The organism is Pseudomonas sp. TREG-RG-20F-10-E-6-01, assembly GCF_022662455.1.
Taxonomy (GTDB): Bacteria; Pseudomonadota; Gammaproteobacteria; order Pseudomonadales; family Pseudomonadaceae; genus Aquipseudomonas.
This window is the reverse complement of the sequence record NZ_JAKNQP010000007.1, coordinates 143,890-166,316: the sequence shown is the minus strand read 5'-3', so window position 1 is coordinate 166,316 and position 22,427 is coordinate 143,890. Positions and strand designations below refer to the sequence as shown.

The 22,427-nt window shown below is 60.3% G+C and carries 18 protein-coding genes; 6 read left to right on the top strand and 12 right to left on the bottom strand.

What is annotated here, in order from left to right:
- Nucleotides 1–2,388 (bottom strand): TonB-dependent receptor, encoded by a 2,388-nt coding sequence (locus L8K08_RS20655; protein ID WP_242199672.1) that lies wholly within the window; start codon nucleotides 2,386–2,388, stop codon nucleotides 1–3.
- A gap of 322 nt (nucleotides 2,389–2,710) precedes the next feature.
- On the opposite strand from L8K08_RS20655, the gene L8K08_RS20650 reads away from it, so the two are divergent.
- Complete coding sequence (locus L8K08_RS20650; protein ID WP_242199668.1) at nucleotides 2,711–3,193, top strand: sn-glycerol-3-phosphate transporter; 483 nt, start codon at nucleotides 2,711–2,713, stop codon at nucleotides 3,191–3,193.
- Here L8K08_RS20650 and L8K08_RS20645 read toward each other — a convergent pair.
- From L8K08_RS20645 to L8K08_RS20620, 6 genes are all read right to left on the bottom strand, one after another.
- Nucleotides 3,190–4,158, bottom strand: a complete 969-nt coding sequence (locus L8K08_RS20645) for a CDP-6-deoxy-delta-3,4-glucoseen reductase (RefSeq protein ID WP_106575786.1) — start codon at nucleotides 4,156–4,158, stop codon at nucleotides 3,190–3,192. The genes L8K08_RS20650 and L8K08_RS20645 overlap by 4 nt on opposite strands.
- The gene (gene ubiD, locus L8K08_RS20640; RefSeq protein WP_145157988.1) at nucleotides 4,158–5,624 is read right to left on the bottom strand and encodes a 4-hydroxy-3-polyprenylbenzoate decarboxylase; all 1,467 of its coding nucleotides are present in this window, start codon (nucleotides 5,622–5,624) and stop codon (nucleotides 4,158–4,160) included. The genes L8K08_RS20645 and ubiD overlap by 1 nt, the downstream gene beginning before the upstream one ends.
- Nucleotides 5,625–5,683: 59 nt before the next feature.
- Nucleotides 5,684–7,687, bottom strand: a complete 2,004-nt coding sequence (locus L8K08_RS20635; RefSeq protein ID WP_242199666.1) for an acyltransferase family protein — start codon at nucleotides 7,685–7,687, stop codon at nucleotides 5,684–5,686.
- Nucleotides 7,688–7,843: 156 nt separating this feature from the next.
- Nucleotides 7,844–9,103, bottom strand: coding sequence for a transcription termination factor Rho (gene rho, locus L8K08_RS20630; RefSeq protein WP_003176825.1), 1,260 nt, complete (start codon nucleotides 9,101–9,103; stop codon nucleotides 7,844–7,846).
- Between the two features lie 234 nt (nucleotides 9,104–9,337).
- Complete coding sequence (gene trxA / locus L8K08_RS20625) at nucleotides 9,338–9,667, bottom strand: thioredoxin TrxA (RefSeq protein WP_106575789.1); 330 nt, start codon at nucleotides 9,665–9,667, stop codon at nucleotides 9,338–9,340.
- Between the two features lie 121 nt (nucleotides 9,668–9,788).
- Nucleotides 9,789–10,484 carry a FadR/GntR family transcriptional regulator gene (locus tag L8K08_RS20620; RefSeq protein WP_242199665.1) on the bottom strand — a complete coding sequence of 232 codons (696 nt, stop codon included), beginning with the start codon at nucleotides 10,482–10,484 and terminating at the stop codon, nucleotides 9,789–9,791.
- A 255-nt stretch (nucleotides 10,485–10,739) separates the two neighbouring features.
- Here L8K08_RS20620 and L8K08_RS20615 point away from each other — a divergent pair, with 255 nt between their 5' ends.
- The 4 genes from L8K08_RS20615 to L8K08_RS20600 are packed head-to-tail and all read left to right on the top strand — an operon-like array spanning nucleotide 10,740 to nucleotide 13,582.
- Nucleotides 10,740–11,525: a transporter substrate-binding domain-containing protein gene (locus tag L8K08_RS20615; RefSeq protein ID WP_106575791.1), complete on the top strand. Its 786-nt coding sequence runs from the start codon at nucleotides 10,740–10,742 to the stop codon at nucleotides 11,523–11,525.
- 17 nt (nucleotides 11,526–11,542) lie between these two features.
- Nucleotides 11,543–12,211, top strand: a complete 669-nt coding sequence (locus L8K08_RS20610; RefSeq protein WP_064454658.1) for an amino acid ABC transporter permease — start codon at nucleotides 11,543–11,545, stop codon at nucleotides 12,209–12,211.
- A complete protein-coding gene (locus L8K08_RS20605) occupies nucleotides 12,208–12,858 on the top strand; it encodes an amino acid ABC transporter permease (protein WP_242199664.1) in 651 nt (216 codons plus the stop codon). Before L8K08_RS20610 ends, L8K08_RS20605 begins: the two co-directional genes overlap by 4 nt.
- Nucleotides 12,845–13,582, top strand: a complete 738-nt coding sequence (locus L8K08_RS20600) for an amino acid ABC transporter ATP-binding protein (protein WP_242199663.1) — start codon at nucleotides 12,845–12,847, stop codon at nucleotides 13,580–13,582. The genes L8K08_RS20605 and L8K08_RS20600 overlap by 14 nt, the downstream gene beginning before the upstream one ends.
- Here L8K08_RS20600 and L8K08_RS20595 read toward each other — a convergent pair.
- From L8K08_RS20595 to L8K08_RS20580, 4 genes are all read right to left on the bottom strand, one after another.
- Nucleotides 13,554–14,105, bottom strand: coding sequence for a hypothetical protein (locus L8K08_RS20595; RefSeq protein WP_242199662.1), 552 nt, complete (start codon nucleotides 14,103–14,105; stop codon nucleotides 13,554–13,556). The genes L8K08_RS20600 and L8K08_RS20595 overlap by 29 nt on opposite strands.
- Nucleotides 14,095–16,533 (bottom strand): fimbria/pilus outer membrane usher protein, encoded by a 2,439-nt coding sequence (locus tag L8K08_RS20590; protein WP_242199661.1) that lies wholly within the window; start codon nucleotides 16,531–16,533, stop codon nucleotides 14,095–14,097. Before L8K08_RS20590 ends, L8K08_RS20595 begins: the two co-directional genes overlap by 11 nt.
- Nucleotides 16,534–16,603: 70 nt before the next feature.
- Nucleotides 16,604–17,290 carry a fimbria/pilus chaperone family protein gene (locus L8K08_RS20585; RefSeq protein ID WP_347341012.1) on the bottom strand — a complete coding sequence of 229 codons (687 nt, stop codon included), beginning with the start codon at nucleotides 17,288–17,290 and terminating at the stop codon, nucleotides 16,604–16,606.
- A 135-nt stretch (nucleotides 17,291–17,425) separates the two neighbouring features.
- The gene (locus L8K08_RS20580) at nucleotides 17,426–18,073 is read right to left on the bottom strand and encodes a DUF1120 domain-containing protein (protein WP_242199660.1); all 648 of its coding nucleotides are present in this window, start codon (nucleotides 18,071–18,073) and stop codon (nucleotides 17,426–17,428) included.
- 483 nt (nucleotides 18,074–18,556) lie between these two features.
- On the opposite strand from L8K08_RS20580, the gene ppx reads away from it, so the two are divergent.
- Nucleotides 18,557–20,059, top strand: coding sequence for an exopolyphosphatase (ppx, locus tag L8K08_RS20575; protein WP_106576072.1), 1,503 nt, complete (start codon nucleotides 18,557–18,559; stop codon nucleotides 20,057–20,059).
- 138 nt (nucleotides 20,060–20,197) lie between these two features.
- Here the strand turns inward: ppx and ppk1 are convergent, their stop codons facing one another.
- A complete protein-coding gene (gene ppk1 / locus L8K08_RS20570) occupies nucleotides 20,198–22,420 on the bottom strand; it encodes a polyphosphate kinase 1 (RefSeq protein ID WP_106575798.1) in 2,223 nt (740 codons plus the stop codon).
- Nucleotides 22,421–22,427 lie beyond the last annotated feature (7 nt).

The window sequence follows — 22,427 nt, the reverse complement described above, 5'->3', positions numbered from 1 at the left end:
TTACCAGTTGTAAGCAACTTTACCGTAATAAAACGCGCCGCTGTAACCGTACGGCGAAAAAGTGCTATAGGCGAGGTTGCCGCCACTGCTGGCGTAAGCGTTGACCTTTTCCGGGTATTTATCGGTGACGTTGTCGCCGCCCAGGGTGAAGGTCCAGTTCTTGAGCTTGTAGTCCGCCGACAGGTCCAACACCCAGGCAGCCTTGAAGGTCTGGTCGTTGACCTTGTCCGCCTGATAACTGGTGAATTCACCGTAGCGAACCAGGTTGCTGTGCAGGGCCCAATGGCCATAGGTGAAATCGTTACCCAGGCTCAGTTTGTGCTCAGGCGTGGTGTCGCCGAGCAAACCGATGCGCTCACGACGGTCCACCCGCACCAGGTTGGCGCCCAGGCTGTCCAGAATCGCCGGGTTAGGCTTCACGTCGGTCACTTTGGTGTGGTTGTAGTTGTAGCCCACGGTGCTGTTCCAGCGGATGCCGTTATCGAACTGGTAGCGATAGTTGGCCACCAGATCGACGCCGTCGGTGCTGGTGTCAGTGGCATTGGTGAAGTAACGGGCGCTGGTGTAGTTGATATTGCCAACCCCATTGGCTTGCAGGTAGGCGATGGTGGCCGGGTTGAGATTGAGGTTGGAGGACAGGCTGATGCGATCGCGGATGTCGATCCGGTACACGTCGAGCGTCACGGTCAAGTCATCGGCAGGTTCCAGCACCAGGCCAAGGCTGTAGTTGCGCGACTTCTCGGCTTTCAGGTCTTCAGCGCCGAGCAGGCGGGCCACCTGGCTGTTGGCCGGGAACGTGCCGGCTTCCTGAATGGTGTTACCGATCAACTGGGACGAGGTGTAGGCAAAGTTCTGCTGGGCCAGGGAAGGCGCGCGAAAACCGTTCGAGACGCTGCCACGCAAGGCCACTTGCGGGGTGAAATCATAACGGGCCGACAGCGAACCGCTGACGTTGGAACCAAAGTCGCTGTAGTCCTCATGACGCACGGCGGCCGAGGCGCTGAGTTTTTCAGTGAAGTTGGTTTCCAGGTCCAGATACTGGGCCCAGCTATGCCGCGCGCTGCTGCCGGCGTCGGCATCACGGAAACCACCCAGGCCCGAGCTGCCGCTCTGGTAGTAGGACGCGGGCTCTCCGGCTTCGATTTCATAGCCCTGGCGCAGGTACTCGCCGCCAAACGCCGCCGACACCGGGTACGGCAGAAAGCCCACGTCGAATTCGCGCGACAGGTCCAGGCTGACTTGCTTCTGGTCATTGCTCAGGGTGCCGTTATCGAACTTGCGCGGCGTGGCCAGGCCCAGTGAGGTGTTGATGGTTTCGGTGCTCAGCGCGTACTGGTTCTTGCCGTAGTTGGCCGACAGGTCGTAATGCCAGTCGTAAGCCAGCAAGCCGCGCAGGCCGACGACCAATGAGGTGTCTTCCAGGTTGCCTTTGATCAACGGCAGATAACCATTAGGGTTCAGCGCCGGGATGTTATTGGACGCATTGCTTGCCCGGTAGAACGCCGCCGTCTCGCCGCGACGCTTGCTATAGCCGCCGAAGGTGTAGAACTGGGCTGCATCGTTGAAGGAATATTCCGAGTTGAACTGGAATTTGCCTTCATTGGTGGCCGGTTCGCCCTGACGGAACACACGCTGGCCATACGTGGTGGAACCGATGCTGCCAGGGCGCAAGTCGTCGCCGGCGCGGTTGGTGTAATCGTTGTCGGCACCTTCGCCCGATACATTGATAAAGCCGTTGTCGCCCAAGGCAAACCCGGTATTGCCGCTGACATTGCGCTGGATGCCATCACCCTTTTTGTACTCGCCGAACTTGGTCGAGATCGAACCGCCGTGGTCGTCGTGCTTGAGGATCACGTTGATCACGCCGGCGATCGCGTCAGAGCCATAACGCGCTGACGCGCCGTCACGCAGCACTTCGATGTGGTCGACTGCCGACAACGGTATCGCATTCAAATCCGCCGGGGCCGAGCCACGCCCCACCGCCCCGCCAAGGTTGACGAAGGCGCTGGTGTGGCGGCGTTTGCCATTGACCAGCACCAGCACCTGATCCGGCGACAGCCCGCGCAGTTGCGCAGGGCGCACCAGTTCGGCGCCGTCCACCAGGCTCGGACGCGGGAAGTTGATCGACGGAATCAGGCGCGCTAACACTGCGCCCAGCTCATCGGAGCCGGTGCTGCGCAGGGTATCGCCGGAAATCACATCAATGGGCGACAGCGAAGCACTGGCCGTGCGCTCTTGGGCGCGAGTGCCGGTGACGATGACGGTGTCGAGTTTTGGTGCATCGGTGGCCGCTGTCTGCGCGGCCATGACGGGATTGAATCCCACAGCAGTCAGCAAATTGGCCGACAAAATTGCCGTGTACAACGCGTGCTTCTTGTAGCTCCCCATACCGCTCCCCTCAGAATCAAACTTCAGAACGTCAATGCTCTGAGTTCCTACGATCGATCCGGCTGGCGGGCGGTGGCGGTCAGTTATTGGTTATTGGCAGATAGTCGGTAGTCCGTTGAGATATAGCTTAATGATATCTATGTAACAAATTAAATACCTTTAAAGCATAAGCAAAAGCATAAGCGCCGCACCTGTTCATCAGGATTGGGGCCGGCAATCCCGGTAATTTCAGCCGCGGTTCAGCCTGACAACGCGCCAAACCCTCAAAATAGCGCACAGCACGACCCACTTAGCCGTCCAACCGCCTATCGAGGTCGCACCCATGAAGAAGTTTCGATTGCCCAGCCTGTTGTTCCTGGCCCAGGCCACCACCGCACTGGCGGCCGAAGTACCGCCGGCTGATGACAACAAGGGGTTCTGGTACGCGCAGACCAGCGTCTACACCCGGCATTTCGCGCCCGACCCAAAGCACAACAACAACCAGGACCTGATCGGCCTGGAGCGCAATGAAGCGTCAGGTTTTGTGTATGGCGCGGCGACATTTCGCAATTCGTTCAGCCAACGCTCTTACTACGCCTATGCAGGCAAGCGCTATGACATGGCCGACTATCCGGTGTATGTGAAACTCACGGGCGGGTTATTGCAGGGCTATCGCGGCGAGTACCGCGACAAGATCCCGTTGAACCGTTTCGGCGTTGCGCCGGTGATCATCCCGTCCGTGGGGGCCCACTATGGGCCGGTAGCAGCAGAGCTGGTGTTACTGGGCCTTAATGCCGCGATGGTCACCACCGGCCTGCGCTTTTAAGGGCGCGGTGCGTAGGCGAACACATCGGCGCGCATCTGGTGCGCATCCATACCCGCTTCAACCAGCGCATCCAGCGTGCCGTAGATCATCGCCGGCGAGCCACTGGCGTAGACATGCACGGCCTTAAGGTCGCTGATGTCTTCACACACCGCTTCATGCAGGAGCCCGCAACGGCCTTCCCAGCCACAGAGGTCGCTGACCACTTTGTGCAGGAACAGGTTGGGCAGTTTCAGCCACTGGTCCCAATGCTCGATTTCGTAGAAGTCTTCCGGGCGGCGCACGCCCCAGTACAGGTGTACCGGGTGCTTGAAGCCAGAGGCGCGGCAATGCTCGATCAGGCTGTGCATCTGCGCCATGCCGGTGCCGGCGGCGATCAGTACCAGCGGCCCGTCCGGCAGTTCAGCCAGGTGAGTGTCGCCAAACGGCAATTCGATGCGAGCCATCTGATTACGCTGCAACTGTTCGAGCAGGTTACGCGCGCTGTCCTCACGGGCCAGCACATGCAATTCCAGCTCACGCCCGGCGTGGGGCGCCGAGGCCAAAGAAAACGCCGATTTCTCGCCATTCTCCCGCTCGATCATCAGGTATTGCCCGGCGTGGTAACGCACCGGCTTGCCGGCCGGAGCTCGCAGGCGCACGCGCCATACATCGCCACCGACTTCCACACACTCACTCAATTGGCACGACAACTTGCGCAACGGCAACTCTCCCGGCGCCAGCACGCCATCCCACAACACAACGCAATCTTCCAGCGGCTCGGCGATGCAAGTGTAGAACTCACCATGGTCGCGCACCTCGCCGGCTTGCTGCACCCGCCCTTCTACCAGCAGCGCCGCGCACACATGGCACACGCCATTGCGACAGGCCTGCGGGCACTCGTAGCCCAGGCGGCGTGCACCTTCGAGGATCCGCTCGCCAGGGACCAGTTCCAGTACAGCGCCGGAAGGTTGCAGGGTTACACGCATCAATCTATTCCCAATTCTTTCCAGATTGCATCGACACGCGCAGTCACGGCGTCATCCTTGACAATTACCCGGCCCCATTCGCGCGTCGTTTCACCCGGCCATTTGTGGGTGGCATCCAGGCCCATTTTCGAGCCCAGGCCTGATACTGGTGATGCGAAGTCGAGGTAGTCGATCGGCGTGTTGTCGATCATCACCGTGTCGCGCTTGGGGTCCATGCGCGTGGTGATGGCCCAGATCACGTCGTTCCAGTCCCGCGCATTGATGTCGTCGTCGGTGACAATAACGAACTTGGTGTACATGAACTGTCGCAAAAACGACCACACGCCGAGCATTACTCGCTTTGCGTGGCCCGGGTACGACTTCTTCATCGTCACGATGGCCATGCGGTACGAGCAGCCCTCCGGCGGCAGGTAGAAGTCGGTGATTTCCGGGAATTGCTTCTGCAGGATCGGCACAAACACTTCGTTGAGCGCCACGCCCAGAATGGCCGGCTCATCCGGCGGACGGCCGGTATAGGTGCTGTGGTAGATCGGTTTGATGCGGTGGGTGATGCGCTCGACGGTGAACACTGGGAAGCTGTCGACTTCGTTGTAGTAGCCGGTATGGTCGCCGTAAGGGCCTTCATCGGCCATTTCGCCTGGATGAATCACGCCTTCAAGGATGATTTCGGCGGTGGCCGGCACTTGCAGGTCGTTGCCGCGGCACTTCACCAGTTCGGTACGATTACCGCGCAGCAGGCCGGCGAACGCGTATTCGGACAGGCTGTCGGGCACCGGCGTGACGGCGCCGAGAATGGTCGCCGGGTCAGCGCCCAGGGCCACGGAAACCGGGAACGGCTTGCCGGGGTGTTTTTCGCACCACTCACGAAAGTCCAGTGCGCCGCCACGGTGGCTCAGCCAGCGCATGATCACCTTGTTGCGGCCGATCACTTGCTGACGGTAGATGCCGAGGTTCTGGCGGTCTTTGTTCGGGCCTTTGGTGACGGTCAGGCCCCAGGTGATCAGCGGGCCGACGTCGCCGGGCCAGCAGGTCTGCACGGGCAGCATGCCGAGGTCGACGTCATCGCCTTCGATGACCACTTCCTGGCACACGGCGTCTTTGACCACCTTGGGCGCCATGGCGATGATCTTGCGGAAGATCGGCAGCTTCGACCAGGCATCCTTGAGGCCCTTGGGTGGCTCGGGCTCCTTGAGGAAGGCCAGCAGCTTGCCGATCTCGCGCAGCTCGCTGACCGACTCGGCGCCCATGCCAAAGGCAACACGGTCGGGCGTGCCGAACAGGTTGCCGAGCACCGGGATATCAAAGCCGGTCGGGTTTTCGAACAGCAGCGCCGGGCCCTTGTTACGCAGGGTACGGTCGCAAATCTCAGTCATTTCCAGCACCGGGGAAATCGGCATCTGGATACGTTTCAACTCTCCGCGCTGCTCAAGCTGCTGCACGAAATCCCGAAGATCCTTGAATTTCATTAACCATGCCACCCGTAAAATAGGCGTACATCCTACCTGCTCTTACGAGCGCTGGCAGCTTATTGCACATCATTGCGGCTTACATCTGTTCGCACCGAGGCCTGGCGCAGGGTGCGGAAGAACGGCTCCAGGAACCCTTCTACATACCGCGTGCCCACGCTCGAGAGGTGGTTGTCATCGGTATACAGAGACTGGCCGCCGAGTTCGACGCGACACCACCCGTTGGTGTCGCACAGCTTCGGCGCCGGGTCCAGGAGTTGAACACCCGAATCGGCCGCTGCGATCTGCTCAAAGACACTGCTGATAAAGGTTTGACGCTGCTGGTGTTCGGCCAGGGGCAAGCCTTCGCGGTCGGTCGGGCGCCCCAACATGGCCAAACGGCTAAGCCGGTACGGCACATTGAATTCCTGCAGCGGCACTTCCTTGACCAGCCATACCCGATGACCACCGGCGCGTAATTGCTGCACCAAGGTATTCAAACCTTCGCTGAATAGCTGCTCAGCCACGGCGCGGTCATATTTCCCGGTCGCCGGGTCATGGATCGACGCACCGGTATCACCGGAGCGCTGTCCATACACGTAGAGACTCCAGCGCGCCACCAGCACCACATCACTGAAGGGCTCGCGCTTGAGCAACTGCGTAACGCGCTCGTTGAACGCCCCGCACCCTGGGGTGTTTTCTTTCCGGTAGAACGGCAGGCAACCGGCGTAGCCCGCCTGGGTGATGCTGAAGTCGTACTGTTTTGAAGCATCGCTCAACGCCGGAATCAACGCCGAGGCATGGCTGTCGCCCCAGACCAGCGCCTTGACCGTGGCCGCCTGCGGACCGAAATGGCACAACTCACGGTGCTTGTTTTTCTTGTCGTCCGACAAGCAGTTCATAAGCGTGGGACTCCAGGTGTACGCCTGGGCAAATTGCAGCGCCTGAGGCGGCAGCCGCCACGCAAAACCATCCGACCACACCAGGCTCTTGCCGATCAGGCCGAGGCTGACGAGCGCCATGACGCCCGCGGCCAGGATTGCCCGATTGCCCGCCAACAGACGCCGCTCGCGAAAGGGCCCCTCAACGAATCGCCAGGACCCATAGCCCAGCAACAGGCTCAGGAAAAACAGCCCCGCAATCTCCACAGGCGCCAGGCCGAAAATACTGGCGTACTTGCCAAACACCAGCACCGGCCAGTGCCACAGGTACCAGGAATAGGAAATCAGCCCCACGCCTACCAGCACACGGCTGCCCAACAACCGGCCTACCAGTGTGGCGTGCTGGCCGTTGGCCCAAATAAGCCCTACCACACCCACTACCGGCAACAGCGCTGCAACCCCTGGAAAGGCGGTGCTGGCGTCATAGCCCAATACCGCCACCAGAATCATTCCCAGGCCGATCAAGCTGACGGTCTGCGCCAGCATCGGGCTTGCGCGCTGCGCCCGCGCCGGCATAACGGCCAACATGGAGCCCGCCAGCAACTCCCAGGCCCGCATTGGTAACAGGAAAAAGGCCTTGTCCGGCTCTCGGGACACCGCCCATACGCTGGCAGCAAATGACGCGAGCATCAGCACAAACAAGGCACCACGCCATTGCTTGAGCCTGCTCGACAGCAGCGCCAGCAAGAGTGGGAAACCGATGTAGAACTGCTCTTCAACCGAAAGCGACCACGTGTGCAGCATCGGCTTCATATCGGAGGCTGTATCGAAGTAGCCGTCCTGACGCATAAAGAAGAGGTTGGAGATGAAGATCACTTGGTTGTGAATCGAGCGTCCCAGCTCTGAATAGTCCTTGGGCGCCATCAAAAACCAGCCAACCACCAATGACACGAACATCATGACGACCAGTGCCGGCAGGATGCGCCGGGCCCGGCGAGCCCAGAAATCGAGAAAACTGAAACGCCCGGCCTCACGCTCGCGCCAGATGATCGAAGTGATCAGGAACCCTGAAATCACAAAGAACACGTCAACGCCTACAAAGCCGCCAGTGACGCCTGGAACTCCAAAATGGAACAGCACAACAGCCAGGACAGCGATGGCACGCAGGCCGTCAACGTCCCTTCGGTAAGCAAGAGCGGTCATAAATCGTAGGTCAGCCTGATTCGAATGGAGATGAGCGTAGCCGCACTCAGTCTATTTGTTTCTTAACTGACACTATTGTCCTGCAAAGCTCCCTTTCTCGACACAAAAAAAATGGCGCCCCGAAGGGCGCCATTTTTTCAGACCTGGAGCGTCGTGTTACTTACGCTTCATCGACAGGAAGAACTCGTCGTTGGTCTTGGTGGTTTTCAGCTTGTCGATCAGGAACTCGATGGCGGCTACTTCGTCCATCGGGTGCAGCAGCTTGCGCAGGATCCACATGCGCTGCAGTTCGTCGTCGGCGGTCAGCAACTCTTCGCGGCGGGTGCCGGAGCGGTTGATGTTGATCGCAGGGAACACACGCTTCTCAGCGATACGACGGTCAAGAGGCAGTTCCATGTTGCCGGTACCCTTGAACTCTTCGTAGATCACTTCGTCCATTTTCGAGCCGGTTTCAACCAGCGCGGTGGCGATAATGGTCAGCGAGCCGCCTTCTTCGATGTTCCGCGCAGCACCGAAGAAACGCTTTGGTTTCTCCAGGGCGTGGGCATCGACACCACCGGTGAGGACCTTGCCGGAGCTTGGGATCACGGTGTTGTAGGCACGGGCCAGACGGGTGATGGAGTCGAGCAGGATCACCACGTCTTTCTTGTGTTCAACCAGGCGCTTGGCCTTCTCGATCACCATTTCGGCAACCTGCACGTGGCGGGTTGGCGGCTCATCGAACGTGGAGGCAACCACTTCGCCGCGCACGGTGCGCTGCATTTCGGTTACTTCTTCCGGACGCTCATCGATCAGCAATACGATCAGGTGAACTTCCGGGTTGTTACGAGCGATGTTCGCTGCAATGTTCTGCAGCATGATGGTCTTACCGGCTTTCGGCGGTGCGACGATCAGACCGCGCTGGCCTTTACCGATCGGGGCGCACAGGTCGATGACACGACCGGTCAAGTCTTCGGTGGAACCGTTACCGGCTTCCATCTTCATGCGCACAGTCGGGAACAGCGGGGTCAGGTTCTCGAAGAGAATCTTGTTTTTCGCGTTCTCGGGACGGTCGAAGTTGATCGTGTCGACCTTGAGCAGGGCGAAATAACGCTCGCCTTCCTTAGGAGGGCGGATCTTGCCAACGATGGTGTCACCGGTGCGCAAGTTGAAGCGACGGATCTGGCTCGGCGAGACATAGATGTCGTCTGGGCCGGCAAGATAGGAAGCGTCTGCAGAGCGGAGGAAGCCGAAGCCGTCCTGGAGAATCTCCAGCACGCCATCACCGGAGATTTCCTCGCCGCTTTTCGCGTGCTTTTTGAGCAGGGAGAAAATCACGTCCTGCTTGCGCGAACGGGCCATATTTTCTATGCCCATTTCTTCGGCCAATTGGAGCAGGTCGGTAATCGGCTTTTGCTTGAGTTCAGTCAGATTCATATAGGAATGACGTAATCATTTATGGAGGGGGGAAATTAAGCTTTTGGCTTAATGAGGCCGCGCCGCAGAGAAGGCGACAGGATCGCGTACTAATCGAAAAGGAATGCGTCGGCGACGGCTTGCAGGGGGCAGTGGAGAAACCAGTGCGGGGCCGAATGTACCACCTGAATTTCGGAGCGTCTAGCCCTGTTTCACGAAAAAGCCCCGCAATTTGCGGGGCTTTTTTGACGACGATTAAATGTTCGCGTCGAGGAAAGCTTGCAGCTGGGACTTGGACAGCGCGCCTACTTTAGTGGCTTCGACGTTGCCGTTCTTGAACAGCATCAGGGTCGGGATACCACGCACGCCGTGCTTGGCCGGAGTCTCCTGGTTATCGTCGATGTTCAGCTTGGCGATGGTCAGCTTGCCGTCGTAGGTGGTTGCAATGTCGTCCAGAACAGGGGCGATCATTTTGCAAGGGCCGCACCATTCAGCCCAGTAGTCAACCAGGACCGGGCCTTGAGCCTTGAGTACTTGTTCCTCAAAGTTCGCGTCGGTGACGTGCTTGATAAGATCGTTGCTCATGGATGTCTCCGGATTGTAAGCAAAAAAAACGTGGCCCATCATAGCCGCCCTTCCCCCGTTCAGGAAGCCGCCTCTGATTGACTCTTGCTATGGTCACGCATGAGTTTGGGTATAGCTCAACTTACGGTGTCACGGGAGTCACGAAGGCAATGCCAGTGCGCAATGCCGCATTGCGTACGTGTTCCTGCATGGTTTTCTGTGCTTGCGCACTGGCGCGCCGAGCCAGTGCACGCAGTATCTTGCGGTGCTCCTGCCAGGTTTCCATGGCCCGTTCCGGCCGGATGAACGGTAGTTTCTGACTCTCCAGAAACACCTCGGCGCTGGCACTCAGAATGCTCACCATCGCCTGGTTACCACTGGCCAGCAGAATCCGCTGGTGAAATTCGAAGTCGAGCCGGGCAGCGGCTTCAAAATCGCCGGCCTTGAGCACCTTGCGCATCGCCTCGACATTGTCTTCCAGGCTGTCCAACTCATCGAGGCTCAATGTTACGGCCGCCAGCCCGGCGGCAAAACCCTCCAGCGCATAGCGCAGCTGGAAGATATCCAGCGGAGTGGCCTGGGCGGCGAAAGGCCAGGCAAAACCCGGCGCCTCCTGCACCTCTTGCACAAACACACCCTTGCCCGGCTGCACGCTGACCACGCCCAGGGCACTCAATGACGACAACGCCTCGCGCAGCGATGCCCGACTCACGCCCAACTGCACCGCCAGGTCGCGCTGTGAGGGCAACGCATCGCCCGCTGCAAAGCCCTGCTCCTTGATCAGTTTGCGGATGGCCTGCAGGGCCGCTTCCGGTACGGCTTGGGCGATGGAATTCATAAAAGACTCATAGTTCCAGACAACTGAGCGGCTAGTTGTAAAGCTATTCGCAGCCGGCGGCAAGCCACGCCCCAAAGGGGCTCGCGGGCTTTTACCGGCGCTCGAAAAAGGTGCGAAAAGCGCAAGCACTGTTCAGACCAGTAAGACCACCGCACCTCAATAAATCCCGGCCCTGCAGGCGATACCAGCGGTGATGGCATGGGCTGTGCACTGAGCAAAATCAGAAAATCCCTTCGCCCTTTTCGGAGAGTTGCCATGACCAAGCGCTACAGCGCCCTGCTCACTGCCCTGTTTGCCAGCCTGATGCTGAGCCAGGCACCCGCCCAGGCCAATGGTCTGGACGACATCGTCGCCCGTGGCACCCTCAAGGTCGCCGTGCCTCAAGACTTCCCGCCGTTCGGCTCGGTCGGCCCCGACATGAAGCCCCGCGGCCTGGACATCGACACCGCCAAGCTGCTGGCTGACCAGCTCAAGGTCAAACTGGAGCTGACGCCGGTCAACAGCACCAACCGCATTCCTTTCCTCACCACCGGCAAGGTCGACCTGGTGATTTCCAGCCTGGGCAAGAACGCCGAGCGGGAAAAAGTCATCGATTTCTCCAAGGCCTATGCCCCTTTCTACCTGGCGGTGTTTGGTCCGCCTGACGCGCCGATCAGCACCACCGACGACCTCAAGGGCAAGACCATCAGCGTGACCCGCGGCGCCATCGAAGACATCGAGTTGACCGCCGTTGCGCCCAAGGAAGCCACGATCAAGCGCTTCGAAGACAACAACTCGACCATCGCCGCCTACCTGGCCGGCCAGGTCGACCTGATCGCCAGTGGCAACGTGGTGATGGTGGCAATCAGCGAGCGCAACCCGAAACGCGTGCCGGCGCTGAAAGTGAAACTCAAGGACTCGCCGGTCTACGTGGGCGTGAACAAAAACGAGCCGGCGCTGCTGGAGAAGGTCAACCAGATCCTGGTAGCGGCCAAAGCCGACGGCAGCCTGGAGAAAAATGCGATGCAGTGGCTTAAAGAGCCGCTGCCCGCCGACCTTTGAAGCGACGGAGCTGATTCATGGCGTATCAATTTGACTTTATGCCTGTGCTCGCCAACACCGACCTGCTGTTGCGCGGCGCGCTGTTCACGCTTGAGCTGACGGCCATCGGCGCGATCCTCGGGGTGGCCCTGGGCACCGTCGGCGCCGTGGTGCGGGCCTGGAAGATCCAGCCGTTTGCGTGGTTCTTCGGTGTGTATGTCGAGTTGATCCGCAACACGCCGTTTCTGGTGCAGTTGTTCTTCATCTTCTTCGGCCTGCCCTCGCTGGGGCTGAAAATCACCGAATGGCAAGCCGCCGTGCTGGCGATGGTGATCAACCTGGGGGCCTACTCCACCGAGATCATCCGCGCCGGCATCCAGGCCATCCCTCGCGGCCAGCTGGAAGCCGCTGCCGCACTGGCAATGACGCGTTTCGAGGCGTTCCGCCACGTGGTGCTGCTGCCGGCGCTGGGCAAGGTGTGGCCGGCCCTGAGCAGCCAGATCATCATCGTGATGCTCGGCTCGGCCGTGTGTTCGCAGATCGCCACCGAAGAGCTGAGCTTTGCCGCCAACTTTATTCAGTCGCGCAACTTCCGCGCCTTTGAAACCTACGCGCTGACCACGCTGGTGTACCTGTGCATGGCGTTGATGATTCGCCAGTTGCTCAACTGGATCGGCCGGCGGTTTGTGATGAGGAACAGCCGATGAGTGATTTTTCGTTCTGGGACATCGTGCGCAACCTGGCAACCGGCCTGCAATGGACCCTGTTGCTGTCGCTGGTGGCGTTTGTCGGCGGCGGCCTGATCGGTCTGCTGGTGATGACCATGCGCATCAGCCGCAAAGCCTTCGCGCGCAATATTGCGCGCACCTATATCGAACTGTTCCAGGGCACGCCGCTGTTGATGCAGCTGTTCCTGGTGTTTTTCGGCATCGCCCTGTTGGGCGTGGATATTTCGCCCTGGCTGGCGGCGGCCATTGCCCTGACCCTGTTTACCAGCGCCTACCTGGCCGAGATCTGGCGCGGCTGCGTCGAGTCCATCGCCCACGGGCAATGGGAAGCGTCGGCCAGCCTGGCACTCAACCCGCTTGAACAACTGCGCTACGTGATCCTGCCCCAAGCGTTGCGGATTGCCGTGGCACCCACCGTGGGTTTCTCGGTGCAGGTGGTCAAAGGCACCGCCGTGACCTCGATCATTGGCTTTACCGAACTGACCAAGACCGGCGGCATGCTCGCCAACGCTACCTTCGAACCCTTCATGGTCTACGGCCTGGTGGCCCTCGGTTACTTCCTGCTCTGCTACCCCTTGTCCCTCAGTGCCCGCTACCTGGAAAGGAGACTGCATGCCTCTGCTTAGAATTTCCGCCCTGCATAAGTATTACGGCGATCACCACGTACTCAAGGGCATCGACCTGACAGTCGAAGAAGGCCAGGTGGTGGCGATCATCGGCCGCAGCGGCTCGGGCAAGTCCACCTTGCTGCGTACCCTCAATGGCCTGGAATCGATCAACGACGGTGTGATCGAAGTCGATGGCGAGTACCTCGATGCCGCGCGCGCCGACCTGCGCAGCCTGCGGCAGAAAGTCGGCATGGTGTTCCAGCAGTTCAACCTGTTCCCGCACCTGACCGTGGGCGAAAACGTCATGCTCGCGCCGCAAGTGGTGCAAAAAGTGCCCAAGGCCAAAGCCGCACAGCTCGCCAGGCAGATGCTGGAGCGCGTCGGGCTGGGGGAAAAGTTCGACGCCTTTCCGGATCGCCTGTCCGGTGGCCAGCAGCAACGCGTCGCCATTGCGCGCGCACTGGCCATGTCACCCAAGGTGCTGCTGTGCGACGAAATCACCTCGGCCCTGGACCCTGAACTGGTCAATGAAGTGCTCAGCGTGGTGCGTCAACTGGCCAACGACGGCATGACCCTGATCATGGTGACCCACGAAATGCGCTTCGCCCGGGAAGTCGGCGACAAACTGGTGTTCATGCACCAAGGCAAAGTGCATGAGGTGGGCGACCCCAAGACATTGTTCGCCAACCCCAAAACGCCGGAATTCGCCAACTTCATTGGCTCGGTGGAACAGCCGAGCTGACCAGTTCGAAACTGCCCTGCGCCTCAAGGTGTGTTTCGCTACGCACCTGGAAGGCGTCGGCAGCCAGGTCGGTGTCGATATCGACCTGGGCCGTGAATTGACGTCCTGCCCTCGGCCCCCCGGCCACTCGCGCTATCAACGTTTGGCCGGGCAACAGGTGCCCGCTGACGGTCTCGCCGGGTGAGTGCGCGAGCGCCCAGCCGACGGCCTGCCCATCTAAACGGGCGTGTTTGAGGTTCAGGCGCAAACGCCCCTGGCGCCCAAAACGAAAGCCCTCGCCATCGGCAGCCACGCCGATAAAACGCAATGCGATTGCCGCGGGCTCAGCACACAGTACATTCACACTCAGCGAGCGAGTGCCGAGCGCCACGGAAGGGCTTTCAACGAGCGCCTCCCTGCGAATAACGCCGTAGTCTATACGAGGCTGGCTCACCGATAACCGGCAATTTTCAGACCGGGCATCAGCCGTCGCGAGGAGTGCGCAGAGCATGACCAAGGGCACGCTTTTAAGCTTAACGGCCATGGCACACCGCCGAGGTGGTTTCATAGAACTTGTCATTGTCGGGTTGGCTCTTGAGGTCAATGCGTAGCAGGCAGGTGGAAGCGTCCGGCAATGAAACACGCAGGCTTTGCGCCTCATTGACGTCATTGAGGAACACCATGCCCTCGCCCACCACGCTGGTCAGGAAGCGATCGCCCCTGCCAAACACCGAGGCACCCTGGGGCAATGGCCGGCCCTGCTGATCCTTTGCAGTGAGCAAAATACGGCGCACTTTCACCACATCGAAATCCACGGCATTGAAGGATCCACGGCCCGCCGTGAGCACCTGCGTGCCGTTTTTCAGGTCGACGCGCCTGGGCAAGGACGGGGTCCGCACCTCAACCCGGCTGTTGGTGTAGGCCGTTAGGCCTGCGATCACGGCTTGCCCGCTGAAATCGGTCCACACTGGGCCTTGGGGGGTCTCGACTTTTGCCGCGCCGATATCCCCGACAGAGACGATGCCGAAGGTGTCCTGCACGGGGTAAGGCGAAAAGGTCAGCCCGCCTGCGTGAGCCACCACGCCGCCTTGCAACTGCCCGGTGTAACTGCTGCCCTGCGGGTCGCGGCTGACACCCAGGCCGACCCGGGTATAACGGGGCAGCAGGTCCACCTGCCCGCGCACCGATGCCTGCCGGGCCTTGAGGTCGCGCTCGACGCCCACTTCGTAATTCACATACTCGTTGACCCGTTCGCTGAGCGATGTGCCGGCGGTGAACTGATCACCGCGACGACTGGTGTAACTGTGCACACGACGGTCCCCACCCAATGGCACGCTGACCTGCAACCGCACGGACAGGTCATTGTCCAGCGCCCGTTCGCGCCGGTTGCCAGCACCCGTGACGTCACGATCAGACCGAGTGCCGCCCACTTGCGAATCGGCAATCAACGCGACATCGGCGCGGCTGAATGACTTGTTCCACGAGGTGAACACATGCTCGCTCGTTCGCCCGTCAAATTGAGCGCTGCGGGTATAGCCCAGCGAGAACACACCCAGCGTGGGATCGGCCCAGCTCATGCCTGCCGTGTACTGGTTCTTGAAGCGCGAACCCAATTCGTCGGGCCGGGAGACGCGGCCGGCTTCAGTGACCTCACGATAACCCTGGGTCTGGGTGGTCGCACTGAGGTTGACGTCAACATTGGCCAGCACCGGGCTGCTCACGGAGACGCTGCTGCGCGACCCGGACACTGCGTTTTTGCTGTCTCGCGACAGGTTGTGACGTGCCCCCACGGAAACCCGCTGCATGAACACGCTGCTCAGGGTGCCGCCCGCCGACCCATAGTCATCGGCGCTCAACACGCCTAAGCCCGCCGACGAATCGCGCCCCAGCCCCCATGTGCCGCTGGCCATGGCGACCCGCGGTGACGGCCCCTCTTCGAGGGTGTTTTTGCGCAGCTTGCCAACCGAAAAATAATAACCAGGCGCCGCCGGGCCAGCCCCGGCGAATGAAGCCGCCGGCACCACGAAGCTGCGCCTGACTCCGCGCACATCGATCACGCTGACGTCCAGGTCACTGGTGGCATTGAGCAAAGGCAACCCCGCAAGCCTGAACGGGCCTTCGGGCACCAACGTGCTGTGGATCAACGCGCCGGACTGGCGCACTTCAACCCGCGACTGGCTCTGGGCGAGGCCTTCGACCACCGCATTGTTGCCGCCCGCAGCGGCACGTGATTGGCCATCGGGGTAAAACTGCAGCCCGGATAACTGGACCCCGCCAAACAACGGGTTATGGCTGGAGATCTGGCCGACCTGGAAAGTCGACTGCAACGCAGCAACATCCCGCTGGGCAAAAGCGTAAAGGTGTTCGGTACGGGTCTTGCCGTTGTCGGACACATAGAACTGGCGACTGCGAACCACCCAATCCTCAAGGTTGAAGCCTGCCTCGGTGTAGGCCGAGATGAACCGGCTGGGCCCACTGCGCGAATGACTGTCAAAACCCAGCACGTCATAGTTGAACAGCGCTGCTGCGCCGCCCGTGGAAAAGGGCCCGGCCTCCCACTGCGGCGCACGCAATGACTGGGTCGGCACAACCAGCGTCACTTCCTCGGTACCGGGACGCAGCCTCAGCATTGTGGTTGGGAACGCAGCGAGAAAGTCATGACAGGTCGCGTCCGGTGTAGCGCCTTCGTGGAGGATTTCGCGCGGCTTTACCAGCCCGGCTTTTTCCAGCAGCCCAGGCGTAAAACACAATCGCCCCTCGTGATCGAAACGTGCATCCACCAGCCCAAGCGGGTTTCCATTGACCCGCAGGCCCACCACATGGACACCTTCACGAAAGCGCGCTGCACTGCGAAAGTAGTCGGAGACCTTGGGGTCAATACCGTGGGTTGTCAGTGCCGCAAGGTCAAAGCCCTCTCCCAGCTCCAGCGCAGAAACAACGCCGGGCAAGCTCCAAAGGGCTGCAAACCCCATGATCAACGTGGGCCTGCCAGGCCCGAAAAATGCCGCAATGCGGTGACTCGAAGGGTTAATCATCGGCCGATCAACCCTCATCGGTATGGATCGGGGCGCGGTAGTTTTCTACCGAAAACCCATAGACCGTGGCGGGCTGGATCTCGACCTCGGCCATACCGTCCAGTGGGCCATCAACCTGTGCGGTCAGTGCTTCACCGGGCAAAAGGTAGGCGCGCGGCAACGTGGCCGGGGCGCCTTGTGGAAGCAGCCGCACCTCCGGCGCCAGGCGCACCACATAGGCACTGTCGTTATGGACCGTGAGGCCCTGCCCGGTCCGCCGCCACTTCAGCAGCTCCCAGGGTGTTGAGTGCCGAGGCAAACCTTTGGGGTGCAGGATCAGCGGCAAATTCTGCCGAAGGGTGATACCGATGGTCGCACCGCCCGCCGTGCGCGCCTGGGGGATGCCCTCGAACGACACGCGCTTGAGGCGCTGGGTCTTGAGCGGCTCACTCTGAGTGCTGATAAAACGCACCAGCTGCGTGTCGCCCGCTTCCACTCGCGTGATGGGCGGGGTGACGATCAACAGCAGCTGCTGGTCCTCGGGCACGTTCTCCACCACCGAATGAAGCAACGCCGGCCCTGCATCGGTGTTCTTGATGTTTATTGTGGCTTCGCCCTCTTCCTCATAAAGCACCACCACTGTTGTTTCCGGCAGCATGCCGTCCGCCTGTGCAACACCGGTAAAAACACCACAGGCACTTGCACTCCAAAACACTATAAAACTTATGATTGAAAACCCACGCACTCGACGTCCCCCACAACCGACAAAGTTGACAATGGGCAGTTAAACGCCCACAAAAAAACAGCCAACCAGAAAGTGTCAGTTTCTTGATTGGCTGTTTTGCGCTGTTTAGATGTAACTCAATACCAGTGTGGCGCGCCCATCAAGGGAGACATCGCGACTCAAGTCCAGATCCTGCGCCCGGTTGATGACCGCCTTCACCGCAAGCGTGCCGGTCAACTGGTTAATAGAGGCCGGCGTAAAGGTAGTGCTATTGCGCCATGAATACTGAGCAGGCGATTGAGCAACTTTGCCATCGCTGCTCAACCAAACGCCGGCGCCATTACGCAGGATGGGATACAGCGCCACACCGGCAGAACGCAGATCCCTGAGCGTGACCGAATAGCCACCGGTTCGCCGAGCGCCTACGGAACCCAGACCAAAATTCTGCGCCTCGGTAAAGCCTGGGCCCAGGACACCTGGCACTTTGCTGCCCGCCTGCAGGTCGGTGAAGGAGAGACCGAACCTCGCCGGCGTTGTGCCGCAATTGACCACCAGGGAAGTGGTCTTCTCTTCGCGCGTGTTGAACGCGGTCTGGGATAATTCGCCGGAACGAATCGTGCCGTAATCAATGATGCTGCTGCCGGCCAGGCTGAGGTTACAGGCGGCGGGTGTAATCGTGCCCCTGACGACCAGCTGGGCGCTGGTGGTCGCCTGAGCGGTCAGGGTTGCAGCCAGGCAGGCGATACCGAGAGTCAAACCAACAATTGTTTTCATTTTTGTCCTGTCACTACGAAGTTAACAGGCGCTGTTTATTCGCGTTCTGGCGAATCCATCGCCCAACCACTTATCTTCCCGGACATACATAACGATAAATAAATAACACCCAGGCAACATTGCCGAGTGACAGTCTGTCGCTTTGGCACCTCATTAAAAAATCGGACAACACATCAGTTATTGTCGGAGTGATGAAAATAAACAGTGGCTCTCAGTTAATAACAAGGTAGTCCATAACAAAACAAACTAAGAGAACAGCGACTCAACCATTGTAGGCAAAATCAGAATCCGCCTTGAACACTACAAAAGCCAAAATGCCTACATCATCGACTGACTTATTCGTCGCATGCTTACAAAACCGGCCTACATTTCCCACATGAATTCCCCACAGACAGCATCAGGCAAATTACTGAAGCACAACGCGTTGGCGCCAGCGTTCGATCGTGGCACGATGGTCAGGTTATCGACCGAGACCCCCAAACCATGCCGCAATCCCAAGCCAAGAATCTGTCCTTGATCGCCGCTATCGACCTGGGCTCCAACAGCTTTCACATGGTCGTGGCCAAGGCCCAGAACGGCGAAATCCGCATCCTCGAGCGGCTCGGCGAAAAAGTGCAACTGGCTGCCGGGATCGACGACGAGCGCCAGCTCAATGAAGAATCCATGCAGCGCGGGCTCGATTGCCTCAAGCGCTTTGCCCAACTGATCAACGGCATGCCCTTGGGCGCTGTGCGCATCGTTGGCACCAACGCCTTGCGTGAAGCCCGCAACCGCGGCGAATTCATCCGCCGCGCCGAAGCCATCCTCGGGCACCCGGTAGAAGTCATTTCCGGCCGCGAAGAAGCGCGCCTGATCTACCTCGGCGTCTCTCACACCCTGGCCGACACCCCCGGCAAACGCCTGGTAGCGGACATCGGCGGCGGCAGCACCGAATTCATCATCGGCCAGCGTTTCGAACCGCTGCTGCGCGAAAGCCTGCAGATGGGTTGCGTCAGTTATACCCAGCGTTATTTCAAGGACGGCAAGATCACCCCGGCGCGCTATGCCCAGGCCTACACCGCGGCGCGCCTGGAAATCATGAGCATCGAACACGCCCTGCATCGCTTGACCTGGGATGAAGCCATCGGCTCATCCGGCACCATCCGCGCCATCGGCCTGGCCCTCAAAGCCGGCGGCCATGGCACCGGTGAGGTCAACGCCGAAGGCCTGGCCTGGCTCAAGCGCAAGCTGTTCAAGCTGGGCGACGCAGAGAAAATCGACTTCGACGGCATCAAGCCTGATCGGCGCACCATCTTCCCGGCCGGCCTGGCGATTCTCGAGGCGATTTTCGACGCCCTCGAACTGCAACGCATGGACCACTGCGACGGCGCCCTGCGCGAAGGCGTGCTCTACGACCTGCTGGGCCGCCATCACCATGAAGACGTGCGTGAACGCACCCTCAGCTCGTTGATGGAGCGTTATCACGTCGACCTCGAACAAGCCGCGCGCGTGGAGCGCAAGGCCCTGCATGCCTTCGACCAGGTGGCCGAAGACTGGGACCTGGCAGACGGCGTGTGGCGCGAGCTGCTCGGCTGGGCTGCCAAGGTGCACGAAGTGGGCCTGGACATCGCCCACTACCATTACCACAAGCATGGCGCCTACCTGATCGAGCACTCGGACCTCGCCGGTTTCTCCCGCGAAGACCAACAGATGCTCGCCCTGCTGGTGCGCGGCCATCGCCGCAACATTCCCAAGGACAAGTTTGCCGACTTCGGCAGCGAAGGCAGCAAGCTGATTCGCCTGTGCGTGCTGCTGCGCTTTGCGATCCTGTTCCACCACATCCGCGGCACCCAGGAAATGCCCCAGGTAACCCTGCGCGCCCACGGCGACAGCCTGGACGTGGTGTTCCCCAAAGGCTGGCTGGATGAAAACCAGCTGACCCAGGCGGACTTCGCCCAGGAAGCGGAATGGCTGACGCGGGTGGGGTTCAGCCTGAACCTGCGCTGAGCCGATCTAAAGAACACTGCAAAAACACATGTGGGAGGGGGCTTGCCCCCGATGGCGGTGGACCAGTCAATGAATCTGTTGACTGACACTCCTTCATCGGGGGCAAGCCCCCTCCCACATGTTCAGAGCGCGTTGGCTTTAGTTCACCGCAAGAATCGGGCTACCCAGCTTCTCCAGCAACGTCGCCTGCGCACTGCGCGGGTTCTGGTTGCCGGTCGGCGTGTTGCGCACGTAGCGGCCGTCCGACTGCAGGCTCCAACTGTGCGTGTTGTCAGTGAGGTAGCTTTCCAGCTCTTTCTTGACGCGCATGATCAGCTTCTTGCCTTCCACCGGGAAGCAGGTCTCTACACGCTTATCGAGGTTGCGCTCCATCCAGTCGGCACTGGAGAGGAACATCTGCTCTTCGCCGCCGTTGAGGAAGTAGAACACCCGCGTGTGCTCCAGGAAGCGGCCGATGATCGATCGCACGTGGATGTTATGCGAGACCCCGGCGATGCCCGGACGCAGGCAGCACATGCCACGCACCACCAAGTCGATGCGCACACCGGACTGGCTGGCCTTGTACAGCGCGCGGATGATCTTCGGATCGGTCAGCGAGTTGAACTTGGCGATGATGTGCGCCGGTTTGCCGTCGAGGGCGAACTGGGTCTCGCGGGCAATCATGTCGAGCATGCCCTTTTTGAGCGTGAACGGCGCGTGCAGCAGCTTCTTCATGCGCAAGGTCTTGCCCATGCCGATCAGCTGGCTGAACAACTTGCCGACGTCTTCACACAAGGCGTCGTCGGAGGTCAGCAGGCTGTAGTCGGTGTAGAGCTTGGCGTTGCCGGCGTGGTAGTTGCCAGTGCCCAAGTGCGCGTAACGCACGATCTCGCCGGCTTCGCGGCGCAGGATCAGCATCATCTTGGCGTGGGTCTTGAAACCGACCACGCCGTAGATCACCACCGCACCGGCCGCTTGCAGGCGGCTGGCCAGTTGCAGGTTGGACTCTTCGTCGAAGCGCGCACGCAACTCGATCACCGCGGTGACTTCCTTGCCGTTTCGCGCGGCGTCTACCAGTGCGTCGACGATTTCCGAGTTGGCGCCGGAGCGGTACAGCGTCTGGCGCACAGCCAGAACATGCGGGTCCTTGGCGGCCTGGCGCAACAGGTCGACCACCGGGGTGAAGGACTCGAACGGGTGCAGCAGCAGAATGTCCTGCTTGCTCACCACGCTGAAGATGTTCTCGCTGTTTTGCAGCAGTTTCGGGATCTGCGGAGTGAACGGCGTGTATTGCAGCTCCGGGTGGCTGTCCAGGCCGGTGATGCTGAACAGGCGCGTCAGGTTCACCGGGCCATTGACCTGGTACAACTCGGACTCAGCCAGGTTGAACTGCTTGAGCAGGTAGTCCGACAGGTGTTTAGGGCAAGTGTCGGCCACTTCCAGGCGCACCGCGTCGCCGTAGCGGCGCGAGAACAGCTCACCGCGCAGGGCGCGGGCCAAGTCTTCGACGTCTTCGGAATCCAGCGCCAGGTCGGCGTTACGGGTCAGGCGGAACTGATAGCAGCCCTTTACCTTCATGCCCTGGAACAGGTCATCGGCGTGCGCGTGGATCATCGACGACAGGAATACATAGTTGTCGCCAGCGCCCCCCACCTCTTCCGGTACCTTGATGATTCGTGGCAACAGACGCGGCGCCGGGATGATCGCCAGGCCTGAATCGCGGCCGAAGGCGTCGATGCCTTCCAGTTCGACGATGAAGTTCAGGCTCTTGTTCACCAGCAGCGGGAACGGGTGCGTCGGGTCCAGACCAATCGGGGTGATGATCGGTGAAATCTCGTCACGGAAGTAACGGCGCACCCAGGTCTTGATCTTGGTGGTCCAGTGCCGGCGACGGATGAAGCGGACCTGATGTTTTTCCAGCTCCGGCAGCAGGATGTCGTTGAGGATCGCGTATTGGCGGTCGACATGGCCGTGCACCAGCTCGCTGATGCGCGCCAGGGCCTGGTGCGGCTGCAGGCCGTCGGCACCGGCTTGTTCGCGGGCGAAGGTGATTTGTTTCTTGAGGCCGGCGACGCGGATCTCGAAGAACTCGTCCAGGTTGCTGGAGAAAATCAGCAGGAATTTCAGCCGCTCCAGCAGCGGGTAGGACTCATCCAGCGCCTGCTCGAGCACGCGGATGTTGAATTGCAGTTGTGACAGCTCGCGGTGGATGTACAGGCTGCTGTCATCCAGGTTGGTGACCGCGACCACCGGGGCCGGCGCGGGCGCTTCGGCCACCACGGCAGGCGGTGCAGGCTCCAGCTCCGGCGGGGTTTCGGTGACTTGTTCCACCACCGGGTGAGCGTCTTTTACGGCAACTTCTGAGAGTCCTTCGGTATTCATTGAGTGT

What these genes read in the sequence shown, in the direction of transcription:
- L8K08_RS20655 (WP_242199672.1), bottom strand. Translation starts at nt 2,388, where the DNA reads ATGGGGAGCTACAAGAAGCACGCGTTGTACACGGCAATTTTGTCGGCC.
- L8K08_RS20650 (WP_242199668.1), top strand. Translation starts at nt 2,711, where the DNA reads ATGAAGAAGTTTCGATTGCCCAGCCTGTTGTTCCTGGCCCAGGCCACC.
- L8K08_RS20645 (WP_106575786.1), bottom strand. Translation starts at nt 4,158, where the DNA reads ATGCGTGTAACCCTGCAACCTTCCGGCGCTGTACTGGAACTGGTCCCT.
- ubiD (WP_145157988.1), bottom strand. Translation starts at nt 5,624, where the DNA reads ATGAAATTCAAGGATCTTCGGGATTTCGTGCAGCAGCTTGAGCAGCGC.
- L8K08_RS20635 (WP_242199666.1), bottom strand. Translation starts at nt 7,687, where the DNA reads ATGACCGCTCTTGCTTACCGAAGGGACGTTGACGGCCTGCGTGCCATC.
- rho (WP_003176825.1), bottom strand. Translation starts at nt 9,103, where the DNA reads ATGAATCTGACTGAACTCAAGCAAAAGCCGATTACCGACCTGCTCCAA.
- trxA (WP_106575789.1), bottom strand. Translation starts at nt 9,667, where the DNA reads ATGAGCAACGATCTTATCAAGCACGTCACCGACGCGAACTTTGAGGAA.
- L8K08_RS20620 (WP_242199665.1), bottom strand. Translation starts at nt 10,484, where the DNA reads ATGAATTCCATCGCCCAAGCCGTACCGGAAGCGGCCCTGCAGGCCATC.
- L8K08_RS20615 (WP_106575791.1), top strand. Translation starts at nt 10,740, where the DNA reads ATGACCAAGCGCTACAGCGCCCTGCTCACTGCCCTGTTTGCCAGCCTG.
- L8K08_RS20610 (WP_064454658.1), top strand. Translation starts at nt 11,543, where the DNA reads ATGGCGTATCAATTTGACTTTATGCCTGTGCTCGCCAACACCGACCTG.
- L8K08_RS20605 (WP_242199664.1), top strand. Translation starts at nt 12,208, where the DNA reads ATGAGTGATTTTTCGTTCTGGGACATCGTGCGCAACCTGGCAACCGGC.
- L8K08_RS20600 (WP_242199663.1), top strand. Translation starts at nt 12,845, where the DNA reads ATGCCTCTGCTTAGAATTTCCGCCCTGCATAAGTATTACGGCGATCAC.
- L8K08_RS20595 (WP_242199662.1), bottom strand. Translation starts at nt 14,105, where the DNA reads ATGGCCGTTAAGCTTAAAAGCGTGCCCTTGGTCATGCTCTGCGCACTC.
- L8K08_RS20590 (WP_242199661.1), bottom strand. Translation starts at nt 16,533, where the DNA reads ATGGGGTTTGCAGCCCTTTGGAGCTTGCCCGGCGTTGTTTCTGCGCTG.
- L8K08_RS20580 (WP_242199660.1), bottom strand. Translation starts at nt 18,073, where the DNA reads ATGAAAACAATTGTTGGTTTGACTCTCGGTATCGCCTGCCTGGCTGCA.
- ppx (WP_106576072.1), top strand. Translation starts at nt 18,557, where the DNA reads ATGCCGCAATCCCAAGCCAAGAATCTGTCCTTGATCGCCGCTATCGAC.
- ppk1 (WP_106575798.1), bottom strand. Translation starts at nt 22,420, where the DNA reads ATGAATACCGAAGGACTCTCAGAAGTTGCCGTAAAAGACGCTCACCCG.